The 25,652-nt window shown below is 58.5% G+C and carries 20 protein-coding genes and 2 pseudogenes; 19 read left to right on the top strand and 3 right to left on the bottom strand.

What is annotated here, in order from left to right; genetic code table 11:
* The first annotated feature begins 25 nt into the window (after window positions 1-25).
* Together E1J61_RS15995 and E1J61_RS15990 are read left to right on the top strand one after the other, a co-directional pair.
* Complete coding sequence (locus tag E1J61_RS15995; RefSeq protein ID WP_371704232.1) at window positions 26-1,018, top strand: Bug family tripartite tricarboxylate transporter substrate binding protein; 993 nt, start codon at window positions 26-28, stop codon at window positions 1,016-1,018.
* 16 nt (window positions 1,019-1,034) lie between these two features.
* On the top strand, window positions 1,035-2,432 hold the full coding sequence (locus E1J61_RS15990; protein ID WP_133095075.1) for an FAD-dependent oxidoreductase: 1,398 nt from the start codon (window positions 1,035-1,037) through the stop codon (window positions 2,430-2,432).
* An 88-nt stretch (window positions 2,433-2,520) separates the two neighbouring features.
* Here E1J61_RS15990 and E1J61_RS15985 read toward each other — a convergent pair whose 3' ends face one another.
* The gene (locus tag E1J61_RS15985) at window positions 2,521-3,426 is read right to left on the bottom strand and encodes a LysR family transcriptional regulator (RefSeq protein WP_133095035.1); all 906 of its coding nucleotides are present in this window, start codon (window positions 3,424-3,426) and stop codon (window positions 2,521-2,523) included.
* A gap of 209 nt (window positions 3,427-3,635) precedes the next feature.
* Between E1J61_RS15985 and E1J61_RS15980 the strand changes: the two genes are divergently transcribed.
* From E1J61_RS15980 to E1J61_RS15910, 15 genes are all read left to right on the top strand, one after another.
* Complete coding sequence (locus E1J61_RS15980; RefSeq protein ID WP_133095034.1) at window positions 3,636-7,145, top strand: pyruvate carboxylase; 3,510 nt, start codon at window positions 3,636-3,638, stop codon at window positions 7,143-7,145.
* A 588-nt stretch (window positions 7,146-7,733) separates the two neighbouring features.
* Window positions 7,734-8,597, top strand: coding sequence for a VOC family protein (locus tag E1J61_RS15975; RefSeq protein WP_133095033.1), 864 nt, complete (start codon window positions 7,734-7,736; stop codon window positions 8,595-8,597).
* A complete protein-coding gene (locus E1J61_RS15970) occupies window positions 8,594-9,298 on the top strand; it encodes a class II aldolase/adducin family protein (RefSeq protein ID WP_133095032.1) in 705 nt (234 codons plus the stop codon). The genes E1J61_RS15975 and E1J61_RS15970 overlap by 4 nt, the downstream gene beginning before the upstream one ends.
* Window positions 9,299-9,408: 110 nt before the next feature.
* Window positions 9,409-10,863: a 2-hydroxymuconic semialdehyde dehydrogenase gene (locus E1J61_RS15965; RefSeq protein WP_133095031.1), complete on the top strand. Its 1,455-nt coding sequence runs from the start codon at window positions 9,409-9,411 to the stop codon at window positions 10,861-10,863.
* Between the two features lie 9 nt (window positions 10,864-10,872).
* Window positions 10,873-11,655, top strand: a complete 783-nt coding sequence (dmpE, locus tag E1J61_RS15960; RefSeq protein WP_133095030.1) for a 2-oxopent-4-enoate hydratase — start codon at window positions 10,873-10,875, stop codon at window positions 11,653-11,655.
* Window positions 11,656-11,680: 25 nt separating this feature from the next.
* Window positions 11,681-12,469, top strand: coding sequence for a 2-oxo-3-hexenedioate decarboxylase (dmpH, locus tag E1J61_RS15955; protein ID WP_133095029.1), 789 nt, complete (start codon window positions 11,681-11,683; stop codon window positions 12,467-12,469).
* A 20-nt stretch (window positions 12,470-12,489) separates the two neighbouring features.
* A complete protein-coding gene (locus tag E1J61_RS15950; protein WP_133095028.1) occupies window positions 12,490-12,681 on the top strand; it encodes a 2-hydroxymuconate tautomerase in 192 nt (63 codons plus the stop codon).
* A 26-nt stretch (window positions 12,682-12,707) separates the two neighbouring features.
* On the top strand, window positions 12,708-13,652 hold the full coding sequence (locus E1J61_RS15945) for an acetaldehyde dehydrogenase (acetylating) (protein ID WP_133095027.1): 945 nt from the start codon (window positions 12,708-12,710) through the stop codon (window positions 13,650-13,652).
* A 23-nt stretch (window positions 13,653-13,675) separates the two neighbouring features.
* A complete protein-coding gene (dmpG, locus tag E1J61_RS15940; RefSeq protein WP_133095026.1) occupies window positions 13,676-14,701 on the top strand; it encodes a 4-hydroxy-2-oxovalerate aldolase in 1,026 nt (341 codons plus the stop codon).
* Window positions 14,702-14,944: 243 nt separating this feature from the next.
* On the top strand, window positions 14,945-16,006 hold the full coding sequence (locus tag E1J61_RS15935; RefSeq protein WP_133095025.1) for a porin: 1,062 nt from the start codon (window positions 14,945-14,947) through the stop codon (window positions 16,004-16,006).
* Between the two features lie 200 nt (window positions 16,007-16,206).
* On the top strand, window positions 16,207-17,574 hold the full coding sequence (locus E1J61_RS15930) for an FAD-dependent oxidoreductase (protein ID WP_133095024.1): 1,368 nt from the start codon (window positions 16,207-16,209) through the stop codon (window positions 17,572-17,574).
* Window positions 17,575-17,742: 168 nt separating this feature from the next.
* Window positions 17,743-18,714, top strand: coding sequence for a tripartite tricarboxylate transporter substrate binding protein (locus E1J61_RS15925; protein WP_133095023.1), 972 nt, complete (start codon window positions 17,743-17,745; stop codon window positions 18,712-18,714).
* A 108-nt stretch (window positions 18,715-18,822) separates the two neighbouring features.
* Complete coding sequence (locus E1J61_RS15920; protein ID WP_133095022.1) at window positions 18,823-19,317, top strand: MarR family winged helix-turn-helix transcriptional regulator; 495 nt, start codon at window positions 18,823-18,825, stop codon at window positions 19,315-19,317.
* Between the two features lie 552 nt (window positions 19,318-19,869).
* Window positions 19,870-20,853, top strand: coding sequence for a tripartite tricarboxylate transporter substrate binding protein (locus E1J61_RS15915; protein ID WP_165971484.1), 984 nt, complete (start codon window positions 19,870-19,872; stop codon window positions 20,851-20,853).
* Between the two features lie 296 nt (window positions 20,854-21,149).
* Window positions 21,150-22,406 carry an FAD-dependent oxidoreductase gene (locus E1J61_RS15910; RefSeq protein WP_133095020.1) on the top strand — a complete coding sequence of 419 codons (1,257 nt, stop codon included), beginning with the start codon at window positions 21,150-21,152 and terminating at the stop codon, window positions 22,404-22,406.
* Between the two features lie 114 nt (window positions 22,407-22,520).
* On the opposite strand, the pseudogene E1J61_RS15905 reads toward E1J61_RS15910, so the two are convergent.
* Window positions 22,521-22,768 (bottom strand): annotated as a pseudogene (locus tag E1J61_RS15905) (DNA-binding protein); the annotation flags it as partial.
* Window positions 22,769-22,826: 58 nt separating this feature from the next.
* Window positions 22,827-23,033, bottom strand: a pseudogene (locus E1J61_RS15900) (site-specific integrase); the annotation flags it as partial.
* A gap of 353 nt (window positions 23,034-23,386) precedes the next feature.
* On the opposite strand from E1J61_RS15900, the gene E1J61_RS15895 reads away from it, so the two are divergent.
* A complete protein-coding gene (locus E1J61_RS15895) occupies window positions 23,387-23,995 on the top strand; it encodes a plasmid pRiA4b ORF-3 family protein (protein ID WP_133095018.1) in 609 nt (202 codons plus the stop codon).
* 35 nt (window positions 23,996-24,030) lie between these two features.
* Window positions 24,031-25,428, top strand: a complete 1,398-nt coding sequence (locus E1J61_RS15890; RefSeq protein WP_133095017.1) for an ISKra4 family transposase — start codon at window positions 24,031-24,033, stop codon at window positions 25,426-25,428.
* Window positions 25,429-25,652: the final 224 nt, after the last annotated feature.

Genomic DNA, 25,652 nt, shown 5'->3' with positions numbered 1-25,652 from the left:
CGCCAAGCAGGCCGACGTGTTACTTATGAAATACTTGGAAGAGACAATGCTGACTCGCAGAATTCTGAGGGGCCTCCTGAGCGCTTTGTTAACAATACCAGCGGCAGGATTCGCCCAAGATTGGCCATCTGGGCCTGTACGTGTGATCGTGCCTTTTGCGGCTGGGTCTACGCCAGATCTCGCCGCCCGGATCATTTCCGAACGACTTTCTGTCCGGCTCGGTAAGCCGTTGGTCGTGGAAAACAAATCGGGCGCCTCCGGCAACATCGGCACTGATGCCGTAGCGAAGGCAGCGCCTGATGGTCAGACGATCGGGGTGAGCATTGCCGGGCCACTCGCCGTCAATACCCTCCTGTACAAGAAACTGCCATACGATCCGGCAAAGGACATAGAGCCGATCACGATAGCTGCGACGCAGCCCGCTGTCCTGGTGGTTTCCCACAAACTTGGCGTGGGCAGCACGAAGGACTTCCTCGCGCTGCTCAAGAAGAATCCCTCGAAATTTAGCTTCTCGTCGACGGGAGCCGGAACCATATCCCACCTCGCGATGGAGGCGATCGCCGGCCGGTGCAACGCGGATCCCGTGCATGTGCCATACCCGGGATCGGGTGCCGCGGTAACAGCGGTAATCGCGGGAGACGTTGATTTTGCCTTGCTACCGGCCGCAGCCGTAATGCCGCATATCAAAGCCGGCAAGCTCAAAGGTCTGGCCGTGGCCAGTGCGAAACGCTCCGCTACTCTACCCGAACTGCCGACGTTGGCAGAGGCAGGATTGGACGATATCCAGGCAGACGCATGGATAGGATTTATCGTTCCGGCAAAGACGCCGCCCGCAATTGTCACTCGGTTGCATAAGGAAATTGTCCAGGTCCTTGCCGAGCCCGCGGTGCATGAAAAGCTGAAGCTCCAGTACATGGACGTTGTCGGCGATAGTCCAAGTCAATTCCGAGCGGTAATGGCGTCAGATCTGGCTCGCTGGAAGCCAATTGTTCAAAAACACAACATCAAGCTTGACTAGGCTTAAGGGGTAAATGATGGAAATTTCAAAAACTGCCAAGCAGGTCGTTGAAATTGAACGACACATTCCGGTGTTTGGCGATTTTGATGTTGTGGTGCTCGGTGGAGGTCCGGCTGGCATTGCTGCGGCAGCGGCTGCAGCGCGTAATGGTGCAAAAGTGCTGCTGGCAGAACGGTACGGATTTCTAGGCGGAATGGGTACCGCAGCAGGTGTCACAAACTTCTGCGGACTCCATGCGAATGTCTTTGGGGATATCCGGCAAGTCGTCCACGGGGTGGCGGATGAGCTGCTAGCGAGGATGCGTGCGCTGGACGGACTAAATGAGCCGCACCTGATCTTCAAAAAGATTTTCGCCCAGGCATACGACATGTCAGCCTTCAAGTGTGCAGCGGATGGCCTTCTTACTGCTGCAGGGGTGCACATTCTTTTCCATGCCTTGGCGGCAGGCGTCGTCAAGAAGGCGAACGGAAACATCGACGTTCTGCTCTTGGAGACGAAGTCAGGTCGCGTAGCTGTGCGGGCTAAATGCTTCATCGACTGCTCTGGGGATGCAGACATTACGCAGTGGGCCGATGTGCCGACCGAAAAGGGTGACGAGCATGGTCACATGCTTTATCCCACCCTCATGTTCCGACTTGGCAATGTGGACGCTGAACGCGCGGGTAATGCCTGGGAAGTAATTCCCAGGCTGATGGACGAGGCGGAGGCCACTGGAGAATTCAAGTTTCCGCGTCGTGGTGCAATTGTGCGTCCGCAGAAACACGCGTATGAATGGCGGGTCAACGTCACGCAACTCAAGAACGCCGATGGTTCGGCGACCGACGGAACCGATGCTCAGTCTCTGAGTGACGGTGAACTCGAGGGGCGAAGACAAATCGTTAATTATCTCACGTTCCTCCGAGCAAAAGTACCTGGGTTCGAGCAAGTCTATGCCCTTGATGTAGCACCTCAACTCGGTATTCGTGAGACGCGCCGGCTGGTCGGCGAGTATATGCTGACCGAAGATGACGTCTTGCAGTGTGCCGATTTCCCAGACGCTATTGGCGTCAATGGCTGGCCATTGGAGAAGCACGTGGCTGGCGACGTTCAATGGGTGTGGCCACCTATTCCGTCGTCCCGAGGGTATAACCAGCTACCGTACAGAATGCTCTTGCCGCGTCGATCCACTTCAGGTGGTGTTGAGAACCTTTTGGTGGCTGGCCGATGTGCCTCTATGACGCACGACGGCCAATCCGCGGCGCGCGTCACCGGGGCATGTTTTGTGATGGGCCAGGCTGCCGGAACGGCGGCTGCGATGGCGGTTCACTCGTCTATCTCTCCCCACGATATCAACGTTACGGAACTCCAACGGAAGCTCGTTGAGCAAGGAGCGTTCCTAGATAACGAGGGGCAAAGCGACGCTGTAGTAGCCTAGTGGGGCCCGTCCAGGCACCAAAGGCGGGTGCCAGAACGGCGCCCGCCTGTCGTCGAGGGTTAGCGAAACGTAGGTTCTCCGGCAAAGCTCAGTCGGGGCCATCCGCAAAGATTTCGACTGCCAGATCTCGTAGCCACTTAGCCTTGGGATCATGCGAAAACCGGCGATGCCAGTACACCTTGAGGTCGTAGCGGGGAATCTCCATCGGAGGCTGAACTATGCGGACCTGTGTCGAGTCTGCGAAGACATTTGCTACAGTTCTCGGTAGCACCACCACTAGGTCGGACTCCGCGATCACAATTGGGATGCTTAAGTAGTGCGACGTCTGAAGTACGATGTTGCGCTTGATCCCCTTTTCCGCCAGCACAGCTTCAAACATCTCTTGCGTCCGGTTTCCGTCCTTGACGAAAGCCTGCTCCGTTGACGTGAACTGGTTGAGCGTCATCCGGGGACCCTTAATTTTGTGTCCCGCTCGCACCATGCAAACAAGGTCGTGGGAAAAGAGGCGGCGCTGGAAGAACTCGGCCTTTTGAAGATCGGGGAAATAGCCAAGTGCAAGATCCACTTCCCCACAGCGCAGCCCTTCCTCAAGCTGCGCCGGTGCAAGACTGACGCTTCTAACGCGGGCGCCAGGCGCGCGCTCGTGAATGTACCGCACTAGCTTCGGCAAGAACACGATTTCACCGATCGCACTCAGGCAGAAAACAAACTCCTCATCACTTGTGCTTGGGTCAAACTCTGGCGCTCTGAGGATGCCATGGTCGATTGCGTCAAGCACTTCCTTTGCCTTACTTGCAAGCGCATCCGCACGCGGCGTCGGAGCCATGCCTTCCGCTTGCCGAATGAACAACGGGTCGGCCAAGGAGTCGCGAAGTCTCGCCAGTGCTGCGCTGACAGCGGGCTGACTCATCTTCAGACGTTTTGCCGCCCCGGTGACACTGCCCGAGTCATGAATTGCAACCAGTACGCGCAGAAGATTCAGATCGAGCTTCATGACTATATGAAAAGCAAATAAGCAGAATTATAAACATTTGCTTTGCGTATGCGGAACCACTAGCTACATTGGACGACCCATATCAAGAAGTCGTGGCAGTTGATCGTCCACCACGGCTTCGAGATGCTTGCGGCGGGCAACCCGCTGTGCTGCCTAACCTTAACGTCCGCAGTTGCTGTTCACTCTACACGGCGAAGCAGTCGTCACCTATGAACTACGCTCCCATCAAATCCCTGCTGATTGCCAACCGTTCCGAGATCTCGATCCGCGTGATGCGCGCCGCGGCCGAGATGAATATCCGGACGGTGGCGATCTATTCCAAGGAAGACCGCCTTGCCCTCCATCGCTTCAAGGCCGACGAAAGCTATCTGGTCGGCGAGGGCAAGAAACCACTGGCGGCTTATCTCGATATCGATGACATCCTGCGCATCGCGCGCCAGGCAAAGGTCGATGCGATCCATCCGGGCTATGGCTTCCTGTCGGAGAATCCGGACTTCGCGCAGGCCGTGATCGACGCGGGCATCCGCTGGGTCGGCCCGTCGCCCGACGTCATGCGCAAGCTCGGCAACAAGGTGGCCGCGCGCAACGCGGCGATCGAGGCCGGCGTGCCGGTGATGCCGGCCACCGACCCGCTGCCGCACGACCTGGAAGCCTGCAAGCGGCTGGCCGCCGGCGTCGGCTATCCGCTGATGCTCAAGGCGAGCTGGGGCGGGGGCGGGCGTGGCATGCGCATCCTGGAAAGCGAGCAGGACCTGGAAGGCTCGCTGGCGGCGGCGCGGCGCGAGGCGCTGGCGGCGTTCGGCAATGACGAGGTCTATGTCGAGAAACTGGTGCGCAATGCGCGCCACGTCGAAGTGCAGGCGCTCGGCGACACGCACGGCAATCTTGTGCACCTGTACGAGCGCGACTGTACCGTGCAGCGGCGCAACCAGAAGGTGGTGGAACGCGCGCCCGCGCCTTACCTCGACGATGCCGGTCGGGCAGAGCTGTGCGAAGCGGCGATGCGGCTGATGCGTGCGGTCGGCTATACCCATGCCGGCACGGTCGAGTTCCTGCTGGATGCCGATTCCGGCCAGTTCTACTTCATCGAAGTCAACCCGCGCATCCAGGTCGAGCACACGGTCACCGAGATGGTCACCGGGGTCGATATCGTCAAGGCGCAGATCCGGATCACGGAAGGCGGCCATATCGGCATGACCGAGAACACGCGCAACGAGGACGGCGAGATCGTCGTGCGCGCCGCGGGCGTGCCGGTCCAGCAGGATATCCATCTGAACGGCCACGCGCTGCAGTGCCGGATCACGACCGAGGACCCGGAGAACGGCTTCCTGCCGGACTACGGCCGTCTCACCGCGTATCGCAGCGCCGCGGGCTTCGGCGTGCGGCTGGATGCGGGCACGGCCTATGGCGGCGCGGTCATCACGCCGTACTACGATTCGCTGCTGGTCAAGGTCACCACCTGGGCGCCGACCGCGCCCGAGTCGATCCGGCGCATGGACCGCGCGCTGCGCGAGTTCCGTATCCGTGGCGTGGCGTCCAACCTGCAGTTCCTGGAAAACGTCATCAACCATCCCGCGTTCCGCGCCGGCAACGTCACCACGCGCTTTATCGACAAGACGCCGGAACTGCTGGAATTCACCAAGCGCCTGGACCGCGCCACCAAGCTGCTGCGCTACCTGGGCGAGATCAGCGTCAACGGGCACCCGGAAATGGCCGGCCGCACGCTGCCGCCGTTGCCGCTGCCGACACCGGTGCTGCCCGTGGTCGCCAACAGCACGCCGCTGCCGTACGGCACGCGCGACCGCCTGCGCGAACTCGGCGCCGAGAAATTCTCGCGCTGGATGCTCGAGCAGAAGCAGGTGTTGCTGACCGACACCACCATGCGCGACGCGCACCAGTCGCTGTTCGCGACGCGCATGCGCACCGCCGACATGCTGCCGATCGCGCCGTTCTATGCGCGCGAGTTGTCGCAGCTGTTCTCGCTGGAGTGCTGGGGCGGCGCGACCTTCGACGTGGCGCTGCGCTTCCTCAAGGAAGACCCGTGGCAGCGCCTTGAGCAATTGCGCGAGCGCGTGCCCAACGTGCTGTTCCAGATGCTGCTGCGCGGCTCCAACGCGGTCGGCTACACCAACTACGCGGACAACGTGGTGCGCTTCTTCGTGCGCCAGGCGGCCAGCGCCGGCGTGGATGTGTTCCGCGTGTTCGATTCGCTCAACTGGGTGCGCAATATGCGCGTGGCGATCGATGCGGTGGGCGAAAGCGGCGCGCTGTGTGAAGGCGCGATCTGCTATACCGGCGACCTGCTCGACAAGTCGCGTGCCAAGTACGACCTGAAGTACTACGTCGGCATCGCGCGCGAGCTGCAGCAGGCTGGCGTGCATGTGCTGGGCATCAAGGACATGGCGGGCATCTGCCGTCCGCAGGCGGCGGCCGCACTGGTCAAGGCGCTCAAGGAAGAAACCGGGCTACCTGTGCATTTCCATACGCACGACACCAGCGGCATCTCGGCCGCGTCGGCACTGGCCGCGATCGAGGCCGGCTGCGATGCGGTCGACGGCGCGCTTGACGCCATGAGCGGGCTGACCTCGCAACCCAACCTGTCGAGCATCGCCGCGGCGCTGGCCGGCAGCGAGCGCGATCCCGGCCTGAGCCTGGAACGCCTGCACGAAGCCTCGATGTACTGGGAAGGGGTGCGCCGCTACTATGCGCCGTTCGAATCCGAAATCCGCGCCGGCACCGCCGACGTGTACCGCCACGAGATGCCCGGCGGCCAGTACACCAACTTGCGCGAGCAGGCGCGCTCGCTCGGCATCGAGCATCGCTGGACCGAGGTGTCGCAGGCGTACGCCGAGGTCAACCAGATGTTCGGCGATATCGTCAAGGTGACGCCGACCTCCAAGGTGGTCGGCGACCTGGCCCTGATGATGGTGGCCAATGACATGAGCGCCGCGGACGTGTGCGACCCGGGCAAGGAAATCGCGTTCCCGGAATCGGTGGTGTCGCTGTTCAAGGGCGAACTGGGCTTCCCGCCCGACGGCTTCCCGGCGGAGCTGTCGCGCAAGGTGCTGCGCGGCGAACCGCCCGCGCCGTACCGGCCCGGCGACCAGATCCCACCGGTGGATCTCGATGCTGCGCGCGCCGCGGCGGAAGCCGCCTGCGAGGAGCCGCTCGACGACCGCCAGCTGGCGTCGTACCTGATGTACCCGAAGCAGGCCGTGGACTACCACGCGCACGTGCGCAACTACAGCGATACCTCGGTGGTGCCGACGCCGGCATTCCTGTACGGCTTGCAACCGCAGGAAGAGGTGGCCATCGACATTGCCGCGGGCAAGACGCTGCTGGTTTCGCTGCAAGGCACGCACCCCGATGCCGAGGAAGGCCGCATCAAGGTCCAGTTCGAGCTGAATGGGCAATCGCGCACGACGCTGGTCGAGCAACGCATCACCACGCAAGCGGGATCCGCACGCCAGAGCCGTCCGGTGGCCGAGCCCGACAATCCGCTGCATATCGCCGCGCCCATGCCGGGCTCGATCGTGACCGTGGCGGTGCAGCCGGGGCAACGCGTGGCCGCGGGCACGACGCTGCTGGCGCTGGAGGCAATGAAGATGGAAACCCATATCGCCGCCGAGCGCGACTGCGAGATCGCCGTGGTGCATGTGAAGCAGGGAGACCGGGTGGCGGCGAAGGACCTGCTGATCGAACTCGTGGCGCGCGTCTAAGCCTTTCATTGCTGCAGTTGGGGCGGCTCTGAAAAGAGCTGCTCCAAAAATGCTCCGCCGAAGCATTTGGGCGATATCCACCGTCGGCTTCCGACATTAGACAGACCACGACGAGAGCAGGATCTCTGCTTCGTGATCATCGCACTGACGATGCCGCTGGTGCTCCACTTTTTGCGACACCTGAAACGGCAGCGAATTCGACGTCCCCCTCATTTGCATATCCGGCCCAGAGCCCCCTGGCCAAGTCGCGCTCGTACGTGCTCTATCAGACCCTTCATCCAATATATCCCTGACGAATGAACTTGGAAGCGGGGCACGACCCCACCCCCGCAAACCGTCGGCCATGCGCAGTCACAGCCGCAAATCCACAACCGCCGGCACATTATCCGAAAAGCAAATAATCCGAATCTAAAACATTTGCTATGCGTATGAGCGCGCGCTGGCTACATTGTTGTTCAGACACGCCGCCGATGCGACTCAGCGATCAGGCAGCGGTACAGGAGACAAGTAGACCTGGCGACTGGCCACAGTTCGATATTGGGTACTGCCTCTTCTGACTCGCAGGGTACGCGGCAAAAGGGAGACCCGATGATCCATCTTTCAGATATTCGCTATGTTCGGCTGGGAACTCGAGACCTCGAGGGCAGCACGTCATATGCAACCAAAGTTCTTGGCCTTGAAGTTGCGCATCGAACAAGTTGCGCTGTGTATCTTCGGTCCGATAGCCGCGACCATACGCTTTGCTACTTCGAAGGTGATCCCTCGGACCATACCAGTGCGTTCGAAGTGGCCGACCTTGATTCGTTGCGCGCCGCGGCCGAAGTGCTGGAATCAAACGGCATGCAGCCCGTCGCGGGCACTAGCGATCAGTGCGAGTTGCGCCACGTTCGCGATCTAGTCCACTTCAAAGATCCATCCGGCAACAAGATCGAGCTCGTTGTAGCGCCGCACCACAGTGGCCGTCGCTATTTTCCTTCCCGCGACGCCGGTATCAGCGGGTTTAGCCACATCGGCTTGCGGTCGATGAACCCTGCCCGGGACGAGAAATTCTGGACTGAATTGTGCAATGCCCGCGTGAGCGACTGGATCGGTGAAGCCCCGTTGCTACGCATCGATGAAGTTCACCACAAGATCGCGCTCTTCCCGTCGACTTTCGCCGGCGTACAACACATCAATCACCAGGTTGAAAGCATTGATGACCTCATGAGGTCCTACTACCTGCTGCGCGAGCACGGTATTCGAATCCTGTTTGGCCCGGGCCGGCATCCCACATCGGGTGCGATGTTCCTGTACTTCGAAGGCCCGGACGGAATGATCTACGAGTACTCAACGGGAGTCCGAAACATTACCGCCGAGGAGGAGGCGTCATACCGTCCGCGGCAGTTCCCAAGCACGTTCTCCTCCTTTTGTATGTGGGGCGCCAAACCGGATATTAAGGAGTTCAAGGCATGAGCGCGATTCGCATTGAGTCTCATGAAACGGAAGCAGACCTCCAGCGCTTGGTACGCATCGCCGCTCGCGCGGTTGGCAGAGCGAAGCTGGCTCACGCATACGGGCACTGCAGCGTTCGTGTAGGTAGTGACAGATTTCTGGTGTGCGCAGCTAAACCGATGGGATTGATCACGCTGCACGACCTGGGAACGGAGGTCAGCGTCCACGGGGACTTGCCGCCTGGTGTCCTTGGAGAGGTACGCATCCATCAGGAGATCTATCGACGTCATCCCGATATCGGCGGAATCGTACGGAGCATGCCACCGACAGTAATGTCGCTCTCCGCTGCTCGGCGAACCCCCCGGTGCCTCCACGGAATAGGGACCTACTTCGGCGCAGGCGCGCCTCTTTGGGACGATCCACAACTCATTCGTACCTCGGCGCAAGCGGAAGCAGTGGTTGACGTGCTTGGCTCCGCGAATGCCGTTGTCATGCGCGGTAATGGGGCGGTTGTAACCGGTGGATCGCTGGAGGAGGCGGTCGTCTTGACCTGGTACCTGGAGGACGCCGCGCGGGTCGATCAGGAGGTACGCGCTGCAAATCTCGATCGGGATGCGGCGATGATTTCGATAAACGACGCAGCCCTCCGTGCGACATATAGCGGGCGAATTATCGAACGAATGTGGGAATACCTGACCTTTGGGGACCCTGAGGCAGGGTAGCCGCAGCTCCCACTACGCACACCAAGACATCACCAAACATGAGGTGACACCCGTGGGGGGCGTTAGTGCCTACCTCCGGTCTTCCAAATTTGCTTGACGGAGTAACCTCCATGAAAGACTTCAAGAACTTCATCAATGGCGAGTGGGTATCTACTGCTCGTCACTTCGACAACAGAAATCCCGTCGATAACAGTTTGATCGGCCGCGTCCATGAAGCTGGGCTGGCGGAGGTAGATACCGCAGTTGCGGCTGCCCGCGCCGCGCTTTCTGGGCCTTGGGGTCAAATGACTGTTGCACAGCGCGTTGAGATGCTCCACGCTGTAGCTGACGGTATCAACCGACGCTTTGACGAATTCTTGCAGGCGGAGATCGCTGACACCGGAAAACCGGCATCGGTAGCTAGCCATGTCGACATCCCGCGCGGTGCAGCAAACTTCAAGGTGTTTGCTGACCTGATCAAGAACGTACCTACCGAAAGCTTCGCCATGGCGACGCCGGACGGTGGCGAAGCGCTGAATTACGCTGTACGCGTGCCACGGGGCGTCATTGGCGTCGTCTGCCCGTGGAATTTGCCCCTGCTGCTAATGACCTGGAAGGTCGGGCCGGCGCTGGCGTGTGGCAATACCGTTGTCGTTAAGCCATCTGAGGAGACCCCGGCAACTGCGACGCTCCTCGGCGAAGTCATGAACGAAGTCGGGGTACCACCCGGCGTCTACAACGTCGTGCACGGCTTCGGCCCCGACTCCGCTGGCGCCTTTCTGACCCAGCATCCTTACGTCAACGGCATCACCTTCACTGGTGAAACCGGAACCGGCGAAGCGATCATGAAGGCCGCCGCCAACGGCGTACGTCCGGTGTCGCTCGAACTGGGAGGGAAGAATCCTGGCATCGTGTTCGCGGATGCTGACTTCGACAAGGCGGTCGCTGGTATTGCACGCTCTGCCTTTGAGAATAGCGGCCAAGTCTGTCTGGGTACAGAACGGGTGTATGTGGAACGACCCATCTTTGACCGGTTCGTGACGGCCCTCAAGGCGAAAGCCGAAGGACTAAAGCTGGGCCCGCCCAATGACGATGGCGTGACGATGGGACCACTGGTATCGCTCGCCCACCAGAAGAAAGTCCTTTCCTACTATCAGAAAGCGGCCAAGGAGGGCGCTACGGTCATCACCGGTGGGGGCATCCCGGAAATGCCGACAGCACTGTCCGAAGGTGCTTGGGTCCAGCCGACGATTTGGACTGGCTTGCCCGAATCTGCGGCAGTCGTTCGTGAGGAGATCTTTGGGCCGTGCTGCCACATCGCTCCATTCGACACAGAACAGGAGGTAATCGCGCTAGCAAATGACACGCCATACGGCCTGGCTGCAACGGTGTGGACGTCAGATCTTGGCAAGGCACATCGATTGGGAGGTGCCCTCGATGTTGGTATTTGTTGGATCAACTCCTGGTTCCTGCGAGATCTTCGCACTGCGTTTGGTGGCGCAAAACAGTCGGGTATTGGGCGCGAAGGTGGTGTCCACTCCCTTGAGTTCTACACCGAACTGCGCAACATCTGCGTGAAACTCTGAGGCCGGCGAATGCAACACGATCAAATACTCAAAATCGGCGCCGACCTGCACGAGGCATTGACCGGTCGGAGTCCCATCGAGCCGCTCACCGAACGTTGGCCGGATATGACGATCGACGACGCATACAACATCCAGCTTGCGATGGTGCAGCACAGACTGGACTCCGGAGAGCGTGTCGTGGGGAAAAAGGTCGGTGTCACCAGCAAGGTCGTGATGGACATGCTCGGGGTCCGGCAGCCGGACTTTGGCCACCTTCTGTCGGGAATGGTGTTTCCCGATGGAGCGGCGATCTCTGCCGCATCTCTCGTTGCACCAAAGGCAGAAGGCGAGATTGCGTTTGTGCTCAAGGAGGAGCTCGCGGGTCCTGGAGTGACGCTGGCCGATGTACTTAGGGCGACTTCGCACGTAATCCCGTGTTTTGAGATTGTGGATTCGCGCATCCGCGACTGGAAGATCCGAATCCAAGACACGGTGGCAGACAACGCATCCTCTGGCGTCTTCGTACTGGGTGATAGTGGTGTGGACCCGCGCGGTTTGGATCTGGCAACTGTCGGGATGACGCTGGAGAAGAATGGCGAGATCGTAGCGACAGGCGCGGGTGCTGCAGCCCTAGGACACCCGGCCAATGCGGTTGCTTGGCTTGCAAATACGCTAGGAAAACTAGGAATGACGCTTAAGGCCGGGGAAGTGATCCTCTCAGGATCCCTTGCTGCGATGGTGCCGGTTGCTGCCGGTGACCAGCTTCGCATCAGCCTTGGCGGAATCGGATCGGCTGGCGTGCGTTTCATTTGAACTCTCTCTGCCAAAGGCTAAGACCATGAATCTGACTCAAGAAATCATCGAACAGCTCGCCGAGCATCTCGAAAACGCTGAACTCAAGCGCGAAGCAGTTGCAAAGATCACCGATGCATATCCGGATATGGATTGGGATGATGCATACGCAATCCAAGATGCCATTCGCGCCCGCAAGGAGGCACGCGGTGTGCGCGTTGCGGGACTGAAGATGGGGCTCACATCGTTCGCCAAGATGCGACAGATGGGCGTGAGCGACCCGGTGTATGGGTTTCTGACTGATTACGGTGCAAGTCTGGATGGGGCTGCCATTGACACCGCAAGTCTCATTCATCCAAAAGTCGAAGCGGAGATCGCTTTCGTACTCAAGCGCCCACTCAAAGGCCCCGGATGCCATATCGGTGACGTGCTGGCGGCAACCGATTTTGTTGTGCCCGCGGTTGAGGTTATCGATTCTCGATATGAGAATTTCAAGTTCGATCTGAAGAGTGTGATCGCTGACAACACCTCTTCGGCACGGTTCGTGGTGGGCGGCGTAAGCCGTAGTGCTGAAGGACTTGATCTCAAGAGTCTAGGCGTCGTACTGGAGAAGAACGGCGAGGTCGTGGCAACCGCCGCGGGCGCGGCAGTTCTCGGCCATCCAGCGAATAGCGTTGCGATGTTGGCCAACATGCTCGGCGCCCGAGGTCGGGAACTGCCTGCTGGTGTCTTCATCATGACAGGCGGAGTAACCGAAGCAATCGCCGTTGCGTCAGGCGACAACGTAACTGTCCGCTACCAGCACCTGGGCACGGTTTCGATGCGCTTTTCGTAATAGTTGACAGGGGTCAAACGATGCCAATCATGCAGGTTTTCCTTATGGAAGGTCGGACAGACGAGCAGAAGGCGCGACTCATCGCCGCGCTTACCGATGCTGCTGTGGAGGCGATTGGTGCGCCAGTCGAAAGCGTGCGCGTAATTGTTACGGAGATGCCAAAGACGCAGTTTGGCATCGGTGGGAAGACTGCGAAGGAACTAGGGCGCTAAAGCGGAGCAACAGGAAGGAGATAGGGATGGAAATGAAGTCAGGCGGCAAGCACAAGGTCGCAATTATTGGTTCTGGCAACATCGGTACAGACCTCATGATCAAAGTGATGCGTCATGGGGTGAATCTGGAGATGGGGGCGCTGGTAGGGATCGACGCGGCTTCCGACGGCCTGGCGCGGGCGTCCCGGCTGGGCGTACCAACGACAGCCGAAGGTATCGAAGGCCTCGTCAAGATGCCCGAGTTCAAGGATGTGAGGATCGCCTTTGACGCTACGTCTGCGGGGGCGCACAAACACCATAACGAGGTCCTGCAGGCGCATGGCATTCAAGTCATCGATTTGACGCCGGCTGCGATTGGTCCTTACGTTGTGCCGGTCGTTAATCTGGATCAGAACTTGACCGCTACCAACCTCAACATGGTCACGTGTGGGGGTCAAGCAACCATTCCGATGGTTGCAGCGGTCTCACGTGTCGCTAAGGTCCACTACGCCGAGATCATTGCTTCCATTTCCAGCAAGTCTGCGGGACCGGGAACGCGGGCAAACATCGACGAGTTCACTGAGACGACCAGCAATGCGATCCGTTCCGTTGGCGGGGCAAGTCGCGGCAAAGCCATCATTATCCTGAACCCAGCTGAACCGCCGCTGCTGATGCGCGACACGGTCTTCACGCTGTCAGAGGATGCCGATACCGAAGCGATCGAAGCAAGTGTGGAGGAAATGGCGAAAGCTGTTCAGGCGTATGTTCCGGGATACCGTTTGAAGCAACGTGTCCAGTTTGAACGAATTCCGGCATCTGCGCCACTCAACGTTCCTGGCATCGGTGCGATGAGCGGACTGAAGACGTCGATCTTCTTGGAGGTGGAGGGCGCGGCACACTACCTCCCTGCTTACGCGGGAAATCTTGACATCATGACCAGTGCGGCGCTGGCATGTGCAGAGCGCTTGGCCGAGACGCGGCTGTCTGCCTGAACGCTTCGAGGACGGAGAAGGATATGAATTCGCAAAGGAAGTTGTACATTTCGGACGTGACGCTGCGCGATGGCAGCCACGCGGTTCGCCACCAGTACGGATTGGGCCACGTTCGCACAATCGCTGCGGCACTCGATATCGCGGGTGTCGACTCAATCGAAGTGGCGCACGGAGATGGTTTATCTGGCTCGAGTTTCAACTACGGCTTTGGTGCGCATACGGATGTTGAATGGATCGCAGCCGTCGCTGAGACCGTGAGCCATGCCAAGGTTGCCACCCTCCTACTGCCAGGTGTCGGCACCGTTCACGACCTGCGGGCGGCCTATGACGCCGGTGCGCGAGTCGTCCGCGTCGCGACACATTGCACGGAAGCGGACGTCTCGCGACAGCACATTGAATACGCTCGTGAGCTAGGGATGGATACCGTTGGCTTTCTGATGATGAGCCACATGACGACACCACAGGCTCTGGCAAGCCAGGCAAAACTCATGGAAGGATACGGCGCGCAATGCGTCTACGTCGTCGATTCCGGAGGAGCCCTGACCATGAATGATGTGCGTGAACGCTTTCGTGCGTTCAAGGATGTGCTGAACGCTGAAACCGAAACAGGCATTCATGCGCACCACAATCTCTCGCTCGGGGTGGCGAATTCGATTGCGGCAGTTGAGGAAGGTTGCGATCGGATTGACGCGAGCCTGGCAGGCATGGGAGCCGGCGCGGGGAATGCACCATTGGAGGTGTTCATCGCTGCAGCGTCGCGCTTAGGATGGGAGCATGGTTGCGATCTGTACACCCTGATGGATGCAGCGGATGACATCGTTCGCCCACTACAGGATCGCCCTGTGAGGGTGGACCGGGAAACGCTGGCATTGGGGTACGCAGGCGTCTACTCGAGCTTTCTAAGGCACGCGGAAGCCGCTGCAAAACGCTACGAGCTTAAAACTGTCGACATCTTGGTGGAACTCGGGAAGCGCCGAATGGTCGGTGGCCAAGAAGACATGATTGTGGACGTCGCGCTGGATCTGCTGGCGCAGCGTGCAGCTGCTTAGCAGCGTCGCGTCGATCATATCCCTTATTACCGGGTGGCAGTGAGTTGCGCAGATACGCGCGGTCATCCACCAATAATGAAAGGGCACTCCATTCTTCGCACCCCTACCGTCAAATGACTTCGGCCGCCCGCGTGCAAGCAGGCAAGGCGATACACGGCGTTGTTCGCTAGCGCCGTTCAGGGGGAGGTGGAGTACCGCCCAATTAGCAAGGTATCCAAAAAAGAGTTTCAGCGGAGGAAGACAATGGAGATCAAGGGAAATTCCCGCTTCGCGGCGGGCGTGGTGGGGCTCATCCTTGCCGGGGGAGTCCACGCTCAGGGGGCGTCAGTAACGCTTTACGGTCTTGTAGACACGGGTGTTGAGTACCTCAGTCACGCCGGGCCGGGTGGGTCAGGATCGCAGTATCGTCTGTCTTCAGGAAACGTTGCCGGTTCCCGTTGGGGCCTTCGAGGCAAAGAGGATCTTGGCAACGGGCTGAGCGGCTTGTTTGTCCTCGAAGGTGGCATTCTTAGCGACACCGGAATGACCGGGCAAGGTGGCCGTCTGTTCGGTCGGCAGGCCTATGTTGGATTGGAAGGAAAGTGGGGTAGGGTGAGCCTTGGCAGGCACATCAATACGCTCTTCGACGTATTTGTACCTTTCGATCCTCTTCGATATGCCACCTATGGCGTCACGGCCCAGGATGCTCAGTTTGCAAACCGCGTGGACAACTCCGTCAAGTACACCGGAAATTTTGGGAACCTCACGGTCATCGGCCTTTATAGTGCCGGCTATGACTCCACCATCGCGAATGGCGGCGAGGTTCCAGGTAGCGTGCGGATCGGCCAAGAGCTAGGCGGCGCAGCAAGCTACACGATGGGAAATCTCGGAGTGGCCGTAAGTTACGACCAGCGGCGCGGCATTACGGTAGCGACGCAGGGTAATATCGAAAGGCGCTATGCGGCTGGCCTTTTGTGGTCTACGGGGCCGTTTTCGGCGATGGCAGGCTACCGTTTCCTTCAGGGAACGATTGCGGCGCCGACCCTTAGATCGAGTCTCTATTGGATCGGCGGCTCGTACAAGATTCAACCAGCACTCACCTTGGCCGCGGGCGTCTATAGGAACGATCAGCGGCAGTCATCCAACGGTGCGATGAGTTATGCACTGTCTGCGATCTACGCCGTAAGTAAGCGGACGGAGGTGTACCTGAACGCTGCATTCATGGACAACCGCGGGACTTCGACGTCTGGCGTCGCCTTGGGCGGTTCCGTTGCTCCAGGGGTCAATCAGACGGGCGTAGTTGGCGGGGTCAAGCACATTTTTTGACCTCGGGGGCTGTGCGATCGCTCGTAGATGCACCGCCCCGCAAAAAATTTTGTCCAAATAGTTGGGTACCCAACAAGTTTGTACACAAAAGATACGCTCGATCTGGAGCGGCGGTTTACATGAAGCCGGGTGGCACCGCGGGCACTGTCGTGAGACTTTGCCTATTGGGACCTGCCTTTAAATAATTTTTCAGAAAAGCTATGGAATTCTTCGGAGAATACGACGTCATTGTCGTCGGTGCCGGCATCAGCGGGGTTGTTGCTTCTGTGGCGGCGCAACAGGCAGGCGCGCGATGCCTTCTGGTGGAAGGTAGTGGGATACTTGGTGGCCTCCTCTCAGGTGGGAGGTTGAACCGTCCTAATGGCATCGTGCAGCCTGGTGTACACAAAGAACTGCTCGTACGCGCTCGCAACTACGGTGGCGCGGACGACGCCATTCAGCGATGGCCTTGGGGGACGTATTCCGGGCTTTTCGATCCCGAGGTTATGCAACGGGTCATTATTGAAACCCTCGAGGAGTCAGGGGTCGACATCCTGCTGTACAGCCAGGTTACGGACGCAGTGATGGAGGGACGAACCTTGAAAGGCATCGTCTTCCAGACGAAGAGTGGACCCGGCGTGGCTTATGCACGTTGCCTCATTGATGCTTCTGGAGATGGAGATCTGGCAGCTCGTGCTGGTGCCTCGTTTATGCTTGGCGCTGCCGAGGAAACGATGCAACCGATGACGAACTACTTCAGGATTCTCAATGTCGACCTGGTCGCCCTGATGGGCGATTGTCAGGCAAACAAGCATGACCTGACAAACGTCTATCCTGACGACGGGCTGCCGCGCGAGAATGGAGAGTACGCGCTTAAGTTCTTCGCCAATGGTTTCTCCGAACGAATTAGCAAGGCCCGCAGCGATGGCTTTCAATGGATCGTTCCGCGTGACAGCATTGTGCTGAAGGCAGGCATGCTGCCGGGCGAGATCAACCTGAACGCAACACGTTTTCACGGAAACGCGCTTGACCCGAGGGATCGCACACGCGCTGCTATTGAGTTGCGTAAGCAGGCGTACTGCATCCACGACTTCCTGAGACGATATGTTGACGGCTTCCAGAATTCCGTGCTTTATGACATTGCTCCGACGCTTGGCGTCCGCGAGACGCGACGCGTTATTGGGGACTACGTGCTGACGAAGGAGGACGTGCGAACCGAAGCAAGGTTTGATGACGCGATTGGTCTAAGCAATTGCCCGATTGATATCCACCAGCCGGACGGGAGGAAGCTGATCATGGAAAGCGTTGGTAACGGTTACGGAATCCCATTCCGCTGCCTGCTTCCCAAGGGCGTCGAGAACTTGCTCGTCGCTGGCAGGTGTATCTCTTCTGATCCTGTCGCCTTTTCGTCAACACGGAATACGCCGGCCTGCGCCTTGACCGCAGAAGCAGCGGGAGTCGCGGCTGCCCAAGCGGCGAAAGCAAATATTCGTCCCCGTGATCTTGAGGTAAGAGATATTCAAGAGTCGCTTCATAAAAGAGGCGTGGTACTCGGAACCGACCCGCAGCAACGCATTCCGGGGAGCTGACGCCGAATTGGTTTCTCGCCAGAAGAACATTCCAAAGAGCGATCGGTTCAAACTATGACAACTTTCCCGTCATTTTTGACACACCGGTGCGTGCCAGAGCCTGGCGAGGAATGACCACTAAGCACTAAAGGTGGGTTACCGGGACACTTCCGGATTTGGAGACACATAATGCATAAAAGACTTTTCGGCTGTTTTTTACTGATCACTTTTGGACTGCTCGGACACGGGATTGCAACCGCACAAGCTTGGCCGACAAAACCAGTGCGGTTGATTGTTCCATTCCCTCCTGGGGGTTCGCTGGATCCTATTGCACGCATCGTGGCGGCCAAACTGCACGAGTCACTTAAGCAGCCATTCGTCGTTGAGAACAAGCCCGGTGCGGCTGGTGCTATCGGTACCGCGGCGGCGGTGAGTGCTCCCCCAGATGGGTATACATTCGTATTCGTCTTTGATACTCACGCGGTGAATCCGGCGTTGATGCCCAGTTTGCCCTATGACACGCGGAAGGATCTCACGCCCGTAATGTTGATCGGCAAAGCTCCTATGGCAATCGTTACGCAAACCGGGAAGCCATTCCGATCTTTCGCTGATGTCGTTCAGACGGCTTCGTCAAAGCCACGAAGCGTCAGCTACGGAACGATGAACGGGACGCTTGGTCACCTGACCATGACTCTGCTTCAGAAAGAGGCAAAGATTCAGCTTGTGACAGTGCCGTACAAGGGCGGTGCTCCTATGGTCCAGGACGCATTGGGTGGCCAGATCGACTTGGCAATTGGGTCGCCGGCGACGGTTGGGCCGTATGTAAAGAGTGGGAAAATGCGGGCGCTGGCCGTCACAAGTGCACGACAGTCTCCGGCATTCCCTAATGTACCGACTCTCACCGAGTTAGGTTATAAGGGACTGTCCGCTTATGCGTGGTGGGCGATTTTCGCTCCTGCAGGAACCCCTAAACCGATCCTCGCAAAGTTTCACTCCGAACTCGCGAAGGTATTCTCAGATCCTGAGGTCCGCAAGACTCTCGTTGAGACACAGGGTATGGAGGTGGTCGCTGGACCACCAGAAGAACTGGACCGCTGGCTTGGCAGTGAAATGGATCGTTGGGCTCGCGTGGTCAAGGAGAACGACATCCAAGTTCAATAGCGGAGGGTTACGATGAGTCTGTGTACTGTCCTGGACGTTCGTCCCACATCCAGCTCCGGTGCGTATACTATCTAGCTTCGGATTCAGTATGGGCGGAAGGGAAAGTACATGGGGAAGGCGAAGGCAAGGGCGGTTGGCGCCCCAATCGACGAGATGGATGCAAGTGGATTCGATCCCATCGACACCGTTGGGAGCATCGTACGAGACGTTTACTTAGGCTATCGCGTCGCTCTTCACAAGGAACTGCGACTTCGAAGTATCACCCTGCCACAGTGGACGTTTCTGAGGATTCTTTGGAAAGAAGAAGGTCTGACTCAAAAGGTCCTCAGCGAACGGGTTAGCATCCATCCGTCGACGACGGTCGATACGCTGCGCTCATTGGAGCAAATAGGGCTCATCGAGCGGCGACCCGATCCAAGCGACGGGCGCGCCGTCCGAGTCTTTCTGACTGCGGGAGGCAAGCGGATGAAAGCAAAGCTTCTACCGTGCGCACTGCACGTCAATAAGCTAGCGACAGACGGCCTGAGTGAACGAGAGGTATCGGATCTTAGAAGGCTGCTCGCGAAAGTTCGCAGTAACTTGGAGAGTGCCATGGAGATCTAGTGGGACTCCATAACGATTGCATGTATTCGTTGAACTTGAAGGATGTGCTTCTGAGTTTTATCAAGAAGGGCGGCGCTCTCTCAAATGTTGAGGTTTCAATCTTCAATAGGACCGTGGAATTCGCGACGCCTACCGTAGCGCTGTTGCGCCCGCGCATGACGCGCAAGTCTCTCGTAATCTCGTAGAAGACCAAGACCCAGTACATCCGCGGCGTACCCCCAGGCCGCGGCCTTTCTCGCATCACCGTCAGACACGGCAAGACCGATGGGCATGCGAGCGCAAACAACTCTTTCGCGTTCCCTCGTGAATGGCGGGATCAGCACTCTCGTTGGTTTCTAGTGTGATTGTGCACGTTAATGCACCCGCCTGACGTTCAGTCCTGATTGACAATAAAAGAATCACGGACATATAGTTGGGTACCAAATAATTGGAAACCAAACTATATGTCCGGCGTTTGGCGATACGCGCCAAAGCTCAACAACGGAGACAGAAGTGAAACCAGACACCCCACCCCACAGTGCAATCGTGCGTGCTAACCGTACCAGGCTCTTCGTGAACAAAGTGTTCAAACTTTGTGAGCGATCGGCAAGTGTCGCGACATGCTTGGCGCTAAGCTGTGCCAATAATGCCTTGGCGGCGTATCCGGACAAGGTTGTTCGAATTGTCGTGCCGTACACCGCCGGGGGAGGAGTTGACTTGATTGCCCGCGCGCTGGCGCATCGACTCGCACAGCGTTGGGATAAGCCGGTCATTGTGGACAATCGTCCTGGGGCGAGTACTAACATTGGAGCGGGGGTGGTAGCCAAATCCAAGGGTGATGGGTATACCCTGTTGCTTACCACGGACGCCACCGTCACCACGAACCCGCATCTTTTTAAAAAAATTCCTTATGACCCTGCCAAGGACCTAATTCCGCTTGTACACGTGGTGAACCTGAATTTGATATTGGCAGTGAACCCAAAGTTGTCAGTGCACACGATTGACGGACTGGTCGCGCTGGCGAAATCCGGCCCGCCGCTGAACTACAGCTCCTCCGGTAACGGTAGCCAAGCTCACCTGATGTTTGAAGCGTTGAACCGTGCAGCTGGTATTCGGCTTACGCACATTCCGTATTCGGGGATCGCTCCAGCCCTGCAGGCGGTTGTCTCCGGAGAGGTACAGATGACACTCGTTGGCGGTACGTCTGTCGGGTTCGTGCAAAGCGGAACACTACGAGCCATAGCCGTCTCCGGCGATAAGCGGGTCGCCGCGTTGCCCAATGTGCCGACGTTTAAGGAGGCCGGATTCGCCGCAGTGGATCCCAGAGGATGGGTGGGGCTATTCGCGCCAGCTGGGCTTCCATCTGAGGTCGCGGCAAAGATTGAGACCGACGTCAGGGCCGTACTCGCTGATCCGTCCTTCCAGAAAACGCACCTGGAGAACCCGGCCTTCTCGATGCCACCGGACACAAGTCGCAAGGCGTTCGTCGAGTATCTTCGGCAGGACACTCGCTTCAAGCAGAAGCTGATCGAAACCGCAAAGGTTCAGCTCGATTGACAATGCCAACCTCTGTTGACAAGGAGGCCAAAAAGGCGGCCTTGGCGTTGTACTTTGGCCAGGGCATTATCAACTCCGGGTCATGCACATTAGGACTCAACTAGTCACGGAATATCTTGGCTCTGATTAATCGGGCGTGACTCATGATCGCGTGGCCGCACATTCACGAATTCAGCGCCGTAGACGGTTATCAACCTAGTGGTTCCCTCTGTTACAGAGGTGTCTTATCAACTTGAGCGACGAGCGAACAGCTGCGCCATGTAATTTGAACTAAATCATGTTAAGAGGTCATTCTTATGAATACAAGGAATTGCAGTGCTGATGTAGTCGTCGCCGGCGGAGGCGCGACAGGAGCTCTGGCTGCTATCTGCGCCGCCAAGGCAGGCGCAAAGGTCTTCCTCATCGAAAAGGAAAGCTACCTAGGCGGCATGGCGGTCGGATCGATGATGGGTCAACTTACTGGCTGTGGTTTGGACGGAGTTCCCATGCTCGGGGGAACGGTGCGCGAGATCGTTGATAAGTTGATCGACGACAACGAGGCCGTGTATTATCCGATGCGCACACGTACAAGGCCGGGCAATGTGCTGCTGCTACGCTACAACATCGAAGCGTTTAAGCATTTGCTTGAGTCGTACGCAATCCATGCAGGAGTAACAATCCTCTACAACAGCGTCGTGCAGCGAGCGGTAGAGAGCAACAATACCTGCAAAGTCGAAGTAAGAGGCCTCTTTGATATGAGCGAGATCGACTGTAAGTTGATCATCGACTCCACTGGCAATGCTTCCGTCGCCAACCTGCTCGGTCATGAAACCACCATACCTCCAGTGGGTGAACGGTTCCCTGCAGCGCTCATTTTCAAGTTGGGCAACGTCGACTTCGAAAAATTGGAGGGCTTTGACTGGGTTTCAGTCCGCGACCGCTGGTACAGGGAAGGGATCTTGCCTTCCCCCATGTTGGCATTGGCACCGTGCCCGAACACGAATGAAGCGATCGTCAACGTGACGTACATCACGGGGGTCGACCAGGAGTCCACCGCGGCGATGTCTCAAGCCTATATCACGCTTCGGCAGCAGGTTGCTAGCCTTGTGCCGGCACTGAAGAACAATGTGCCTGGCCTGGAGAATTCGTTCCTCTCTGCGACCGCGCCCGTGTTGGGCATTCGCGATGCAAGAAAGATTGTCGGCAAGTATCAGCTCACCGGCGATGACGTGAAGACCATGCGTGATTTCGAGGATGCTGTCACCCCGAGCAGCTGGCCGGTGGACGTCCACTTGCCTGACGGCGGGAACGTCTGGTACGAGACCGAAAGGCCATACAAGATTCCGTACCGAGTTATGGTGCCGAAGAACGGCGGGCGATTACTCGTGACTGGAAGAAGTATCGACGCCGACGAGACAGCCTTTTCGTCAGCCCGTGTAATCCCGACTTGCATGGGGCTCGGTGAAGCTGCTGGGGAAGCGGCAGCAATTGCCGTGGCGAGAGACATCCCCTTTGATAAAGTGGACGGAGCCATGCTCAGTAAATTGCTTAGGGAGAAGGGCGTGCAAGTCTAGTCGCCAGCAAAGCTGGCTTAACGAGATCGCACTGCTTCTTTGGTGATTAGCAAACATGCAAAAAGCCGCGATGGCGCGATTTCGCGGCTTTTCTTGCTGCGTGGACTGGAGCGGTTAGATCGCGGCGTCCTTCAGCTTCTTGATTGCGCGCGGACCTTTACTTTCACGCGGGCTGGCTTAAGGCCAAACCATTGTTCCTGGCCGGCGAACGGGTTCTTGCCGAAGCGTTTCGTCGTGGCCAGGAACTGAATAGCCGACACCTTGAAGAGGACTGGGGAACGTGAACTCTCCGGCATCCTCTTGTGGATCGCGCTCACCATCGTGTTCTGAAGGTGGCCCCGAAAGGTTTTGACGGTCTTCTTGTGCTTGAGAATTTGCCAAAATCAAGGGCAGTCCGCAAAAATTTGATAATTTGCAGCTTCAGTCGGCGTGGATCGTTGCGGCAATTCGGTCACAGGTTCGATTGCTGGCCAGCCCCAACATTTGGCTGACCTCATCGCGAGAGTGGCCGGCAAGAAGCTGGCGCTGGCAAAAGGTATTGCGCAACGTGCGGGGGCTTGGCTCCGCACCGGAGAACCCGATTTCTGTGAGTGCGGTGGCCACGATGCGGCCGAGGCTCATGTCGGTATCCCTTTGATTTCGGTGCAATGTGTGCCAAGAACGCGGGCATCAGTTGACCGATGTTCGCGATGCTTTACTGAAGATGAGGGAGGGCCCCTCGAAGTCGGCTTGCAGGAGCAGGCTTCAAACCGCCACAAGCTGCGTGGGTAAAGAGCCCTCGTGGTGAGCGTTGTTGGGGTAATCGTCCTTTTCGTGCAGATTGATACGGTTAGCCAGCCCCGAGTCCTATGTTGGGTGGGTTGCATCCCATTCGGTTAACCTTATTGCGGCCATCCAAGCACTTGTCGGAGACCGCGCCAAAACGGGGGCAAACCACCGGACCAATGCCGAGAGGCCAATGAGGCACCTACAATGCGCGCATGGCTTCCGATCCTGGGCCGGCGATCTCCGTCCTTCAACTTCGCATTGCGCTGCGCGGCCTGAGCCCGCCGGTTTGGCGACGCGTTCTCGTTCCTGAGCATTTGACGCTCGGACAATTGCACCATGTCATCCAGGTCGTCATGGGCTGGGCCGAGGAACATCTGCACACGTTCAGCATTCGTGGCAGGCGTTACGGCGCAGCTCAGGAGGGCATTTTGCAGTTCTGCACCGTGGCAAACGAACTGCCGCTGACCGCGTTTCATCTCCGAGAACACGAAGGCTTCGTCTACGTGTATGACTTCAACGCGTGGTGGCGCCACGAGATACGCATGGAGCGGCGTATGTTGCGGTACCAGCCTGGCCAGTTGCCCCGCTGTGTGGCGGGTTGCGGGCCTTGCCCGCCCGAGGACATGGGCGGGATCGAGAAGTATCTGGAGGCCAGGGACGAACACAGTGAATATGAGTTCGTCGATTGGCTTGAGTCGCTGCGCGAAGGGCCAATCGTGCTGGAAGACCTGCGCGACGAGGTCGATAAGTGGCTGATTTGGCTGGATTGTCGCTTTGACCGTCGGATCGTCAATGATCGGTTGCGAGAGCTCGAGGGGTAGACTGGTCGCCGCAGCTTCAGGGGAGGAGGGCGGCCATGCGTATCAGCTTGCAACTCGTAGTGCAGGACGATGGAGGCGCGCCAGCCACCGTCACCGAGATAGCCCGGTTCGAGAGAGATGGCCTTGATGTGGGCTCGCTGGGGCTGCATCTGCAGGAGGCGAAATCACTGCTGGGCCGGCTGCAGCGCACGATGGTCACGGCACAGGTTACCGAGGCAGTTGCCCGGACCAGCGTTTGTCCCACGTGCGGGGCGCAACTGGCGTGCAAGGGCCACCATCACTTGGTTTTCCGTAGCGCGTTCGGACGGCTGTCGATTGACAGTCCGAGGCTGTACCCCTGCCGGCAGTGCCAGGGCGACGCACCTAGCTTCAGTCCGGTCGTCAACTGCTTGCCTGAGCGGGTCAGTCCAGAACTGCAGTATCTCGAGGTCAAGTTTGCAGCGTTGATGTCGTATGGTCTGACCGTCAACGTCCTGCAGGAAGTATTGCCACTCGATCATGTACTGGCAGCCAGCTCGATCCGGCGCCAGGTCACCACGCTCGGTCGCCGGCTGGAAGCGGAGCAGGCCACCGAAGCGCGGCAGCAGGCGGAGGTGGAGGCGAGCGTCCGCTCGCCCGAGATCCCCGAGCCCAGTCCGGTCCGCGCGGTTGGCATTGACGGCGGCTTCCTTCGACGGGCCGGACACCGGCGCCGCCAGGACGGCTGGTTTGAAGTGATTGTCGGGAAGTCCCTGCGGGATCAGGACGGCGGGCATAGTTTTGCCTACGTGCACAAACTGGAGCGCCGACCGGCCGATCGTATGTGGAACTTCCTGCTACGAGAGGGTGTGCAACCCAGTCAGCCGGTCACCTTCCTGTCGGACGGCGGGGATACCGTACGGTTTGCCCAACTCGGCTTTGGTGACCGCGGTGAGTACGTTCTCGATTGGTTCCACATCGCCATGCGGGTACAGAACCTCGAACAGATGATCAAGGGCCGGCCGGCGCACTGCGACGGCCCCAGCAACGCGGAATTGATCAAGGCGCTGCATAGCTCAAAGTGGCACCTGTGGCACGGCTGCCCCTATCCGGCGTTGCGCCGACTGGAAAGCCTGGGCTGGGATCTGGACGCTGAGGCCAGCCCCGAGGAGGCCAAACTCCTTGGCAAGCTTGAGGAGTTCATTGTCTACCTGGACAACAACCGGCACTTCATCGTGAACTACGGTGACCGCTATCGGCATGGCGAGCCCATTGCCTCAGATTTTGTCGAGTCAGCCGTCAACCAGGTGGTCAGCAAGCGGTTCGTCAAACGGCAGCAGATGGCTTGGCGACCTCGGCACGCACACAACCTACTGCAAATCCGGACGGCCGTGCTCAATAACCAGCTACGTTCTTACGTTGAACGCTGGTATCCCTCCATCACCGGAGAAGAAGACCACCGCCTTGCCGCTTAGTCCGAGCTTTGGCTTCTCGAATGGCCGGAACCCGCGTCGGCGCTGGGTTTCGGCCATTTTTTGTGACTATTATGTAGCCATGTAAATTAGTGTTTATCTATTGCGTTTCAGCAGAGTTGTGCTTGAATAAGTGTTCATGTATATCGAACACGTCCCCAACCGCAACTCGCCCCCCGCCGTCCTGCTGCGCGAGTCCTATCGCGATGGCAACACGGTCAAGAAGC

This window comes from Cupriavidus sp. L7L (assembly GCF_004353535.1).
Taxonomy (GTDB): domain Bacteria; phylum Pseudomonadota; class Gammaproteobacteria; order Burkholderiales; family Burkholderiaceae; genus Cupriavidus; species Cupriavidus oxalaticus_A.
Note: the sequence above shows the minus strand (reverse complement) of the source record. Positions and strands in the feature narration are given on the sequence as shown.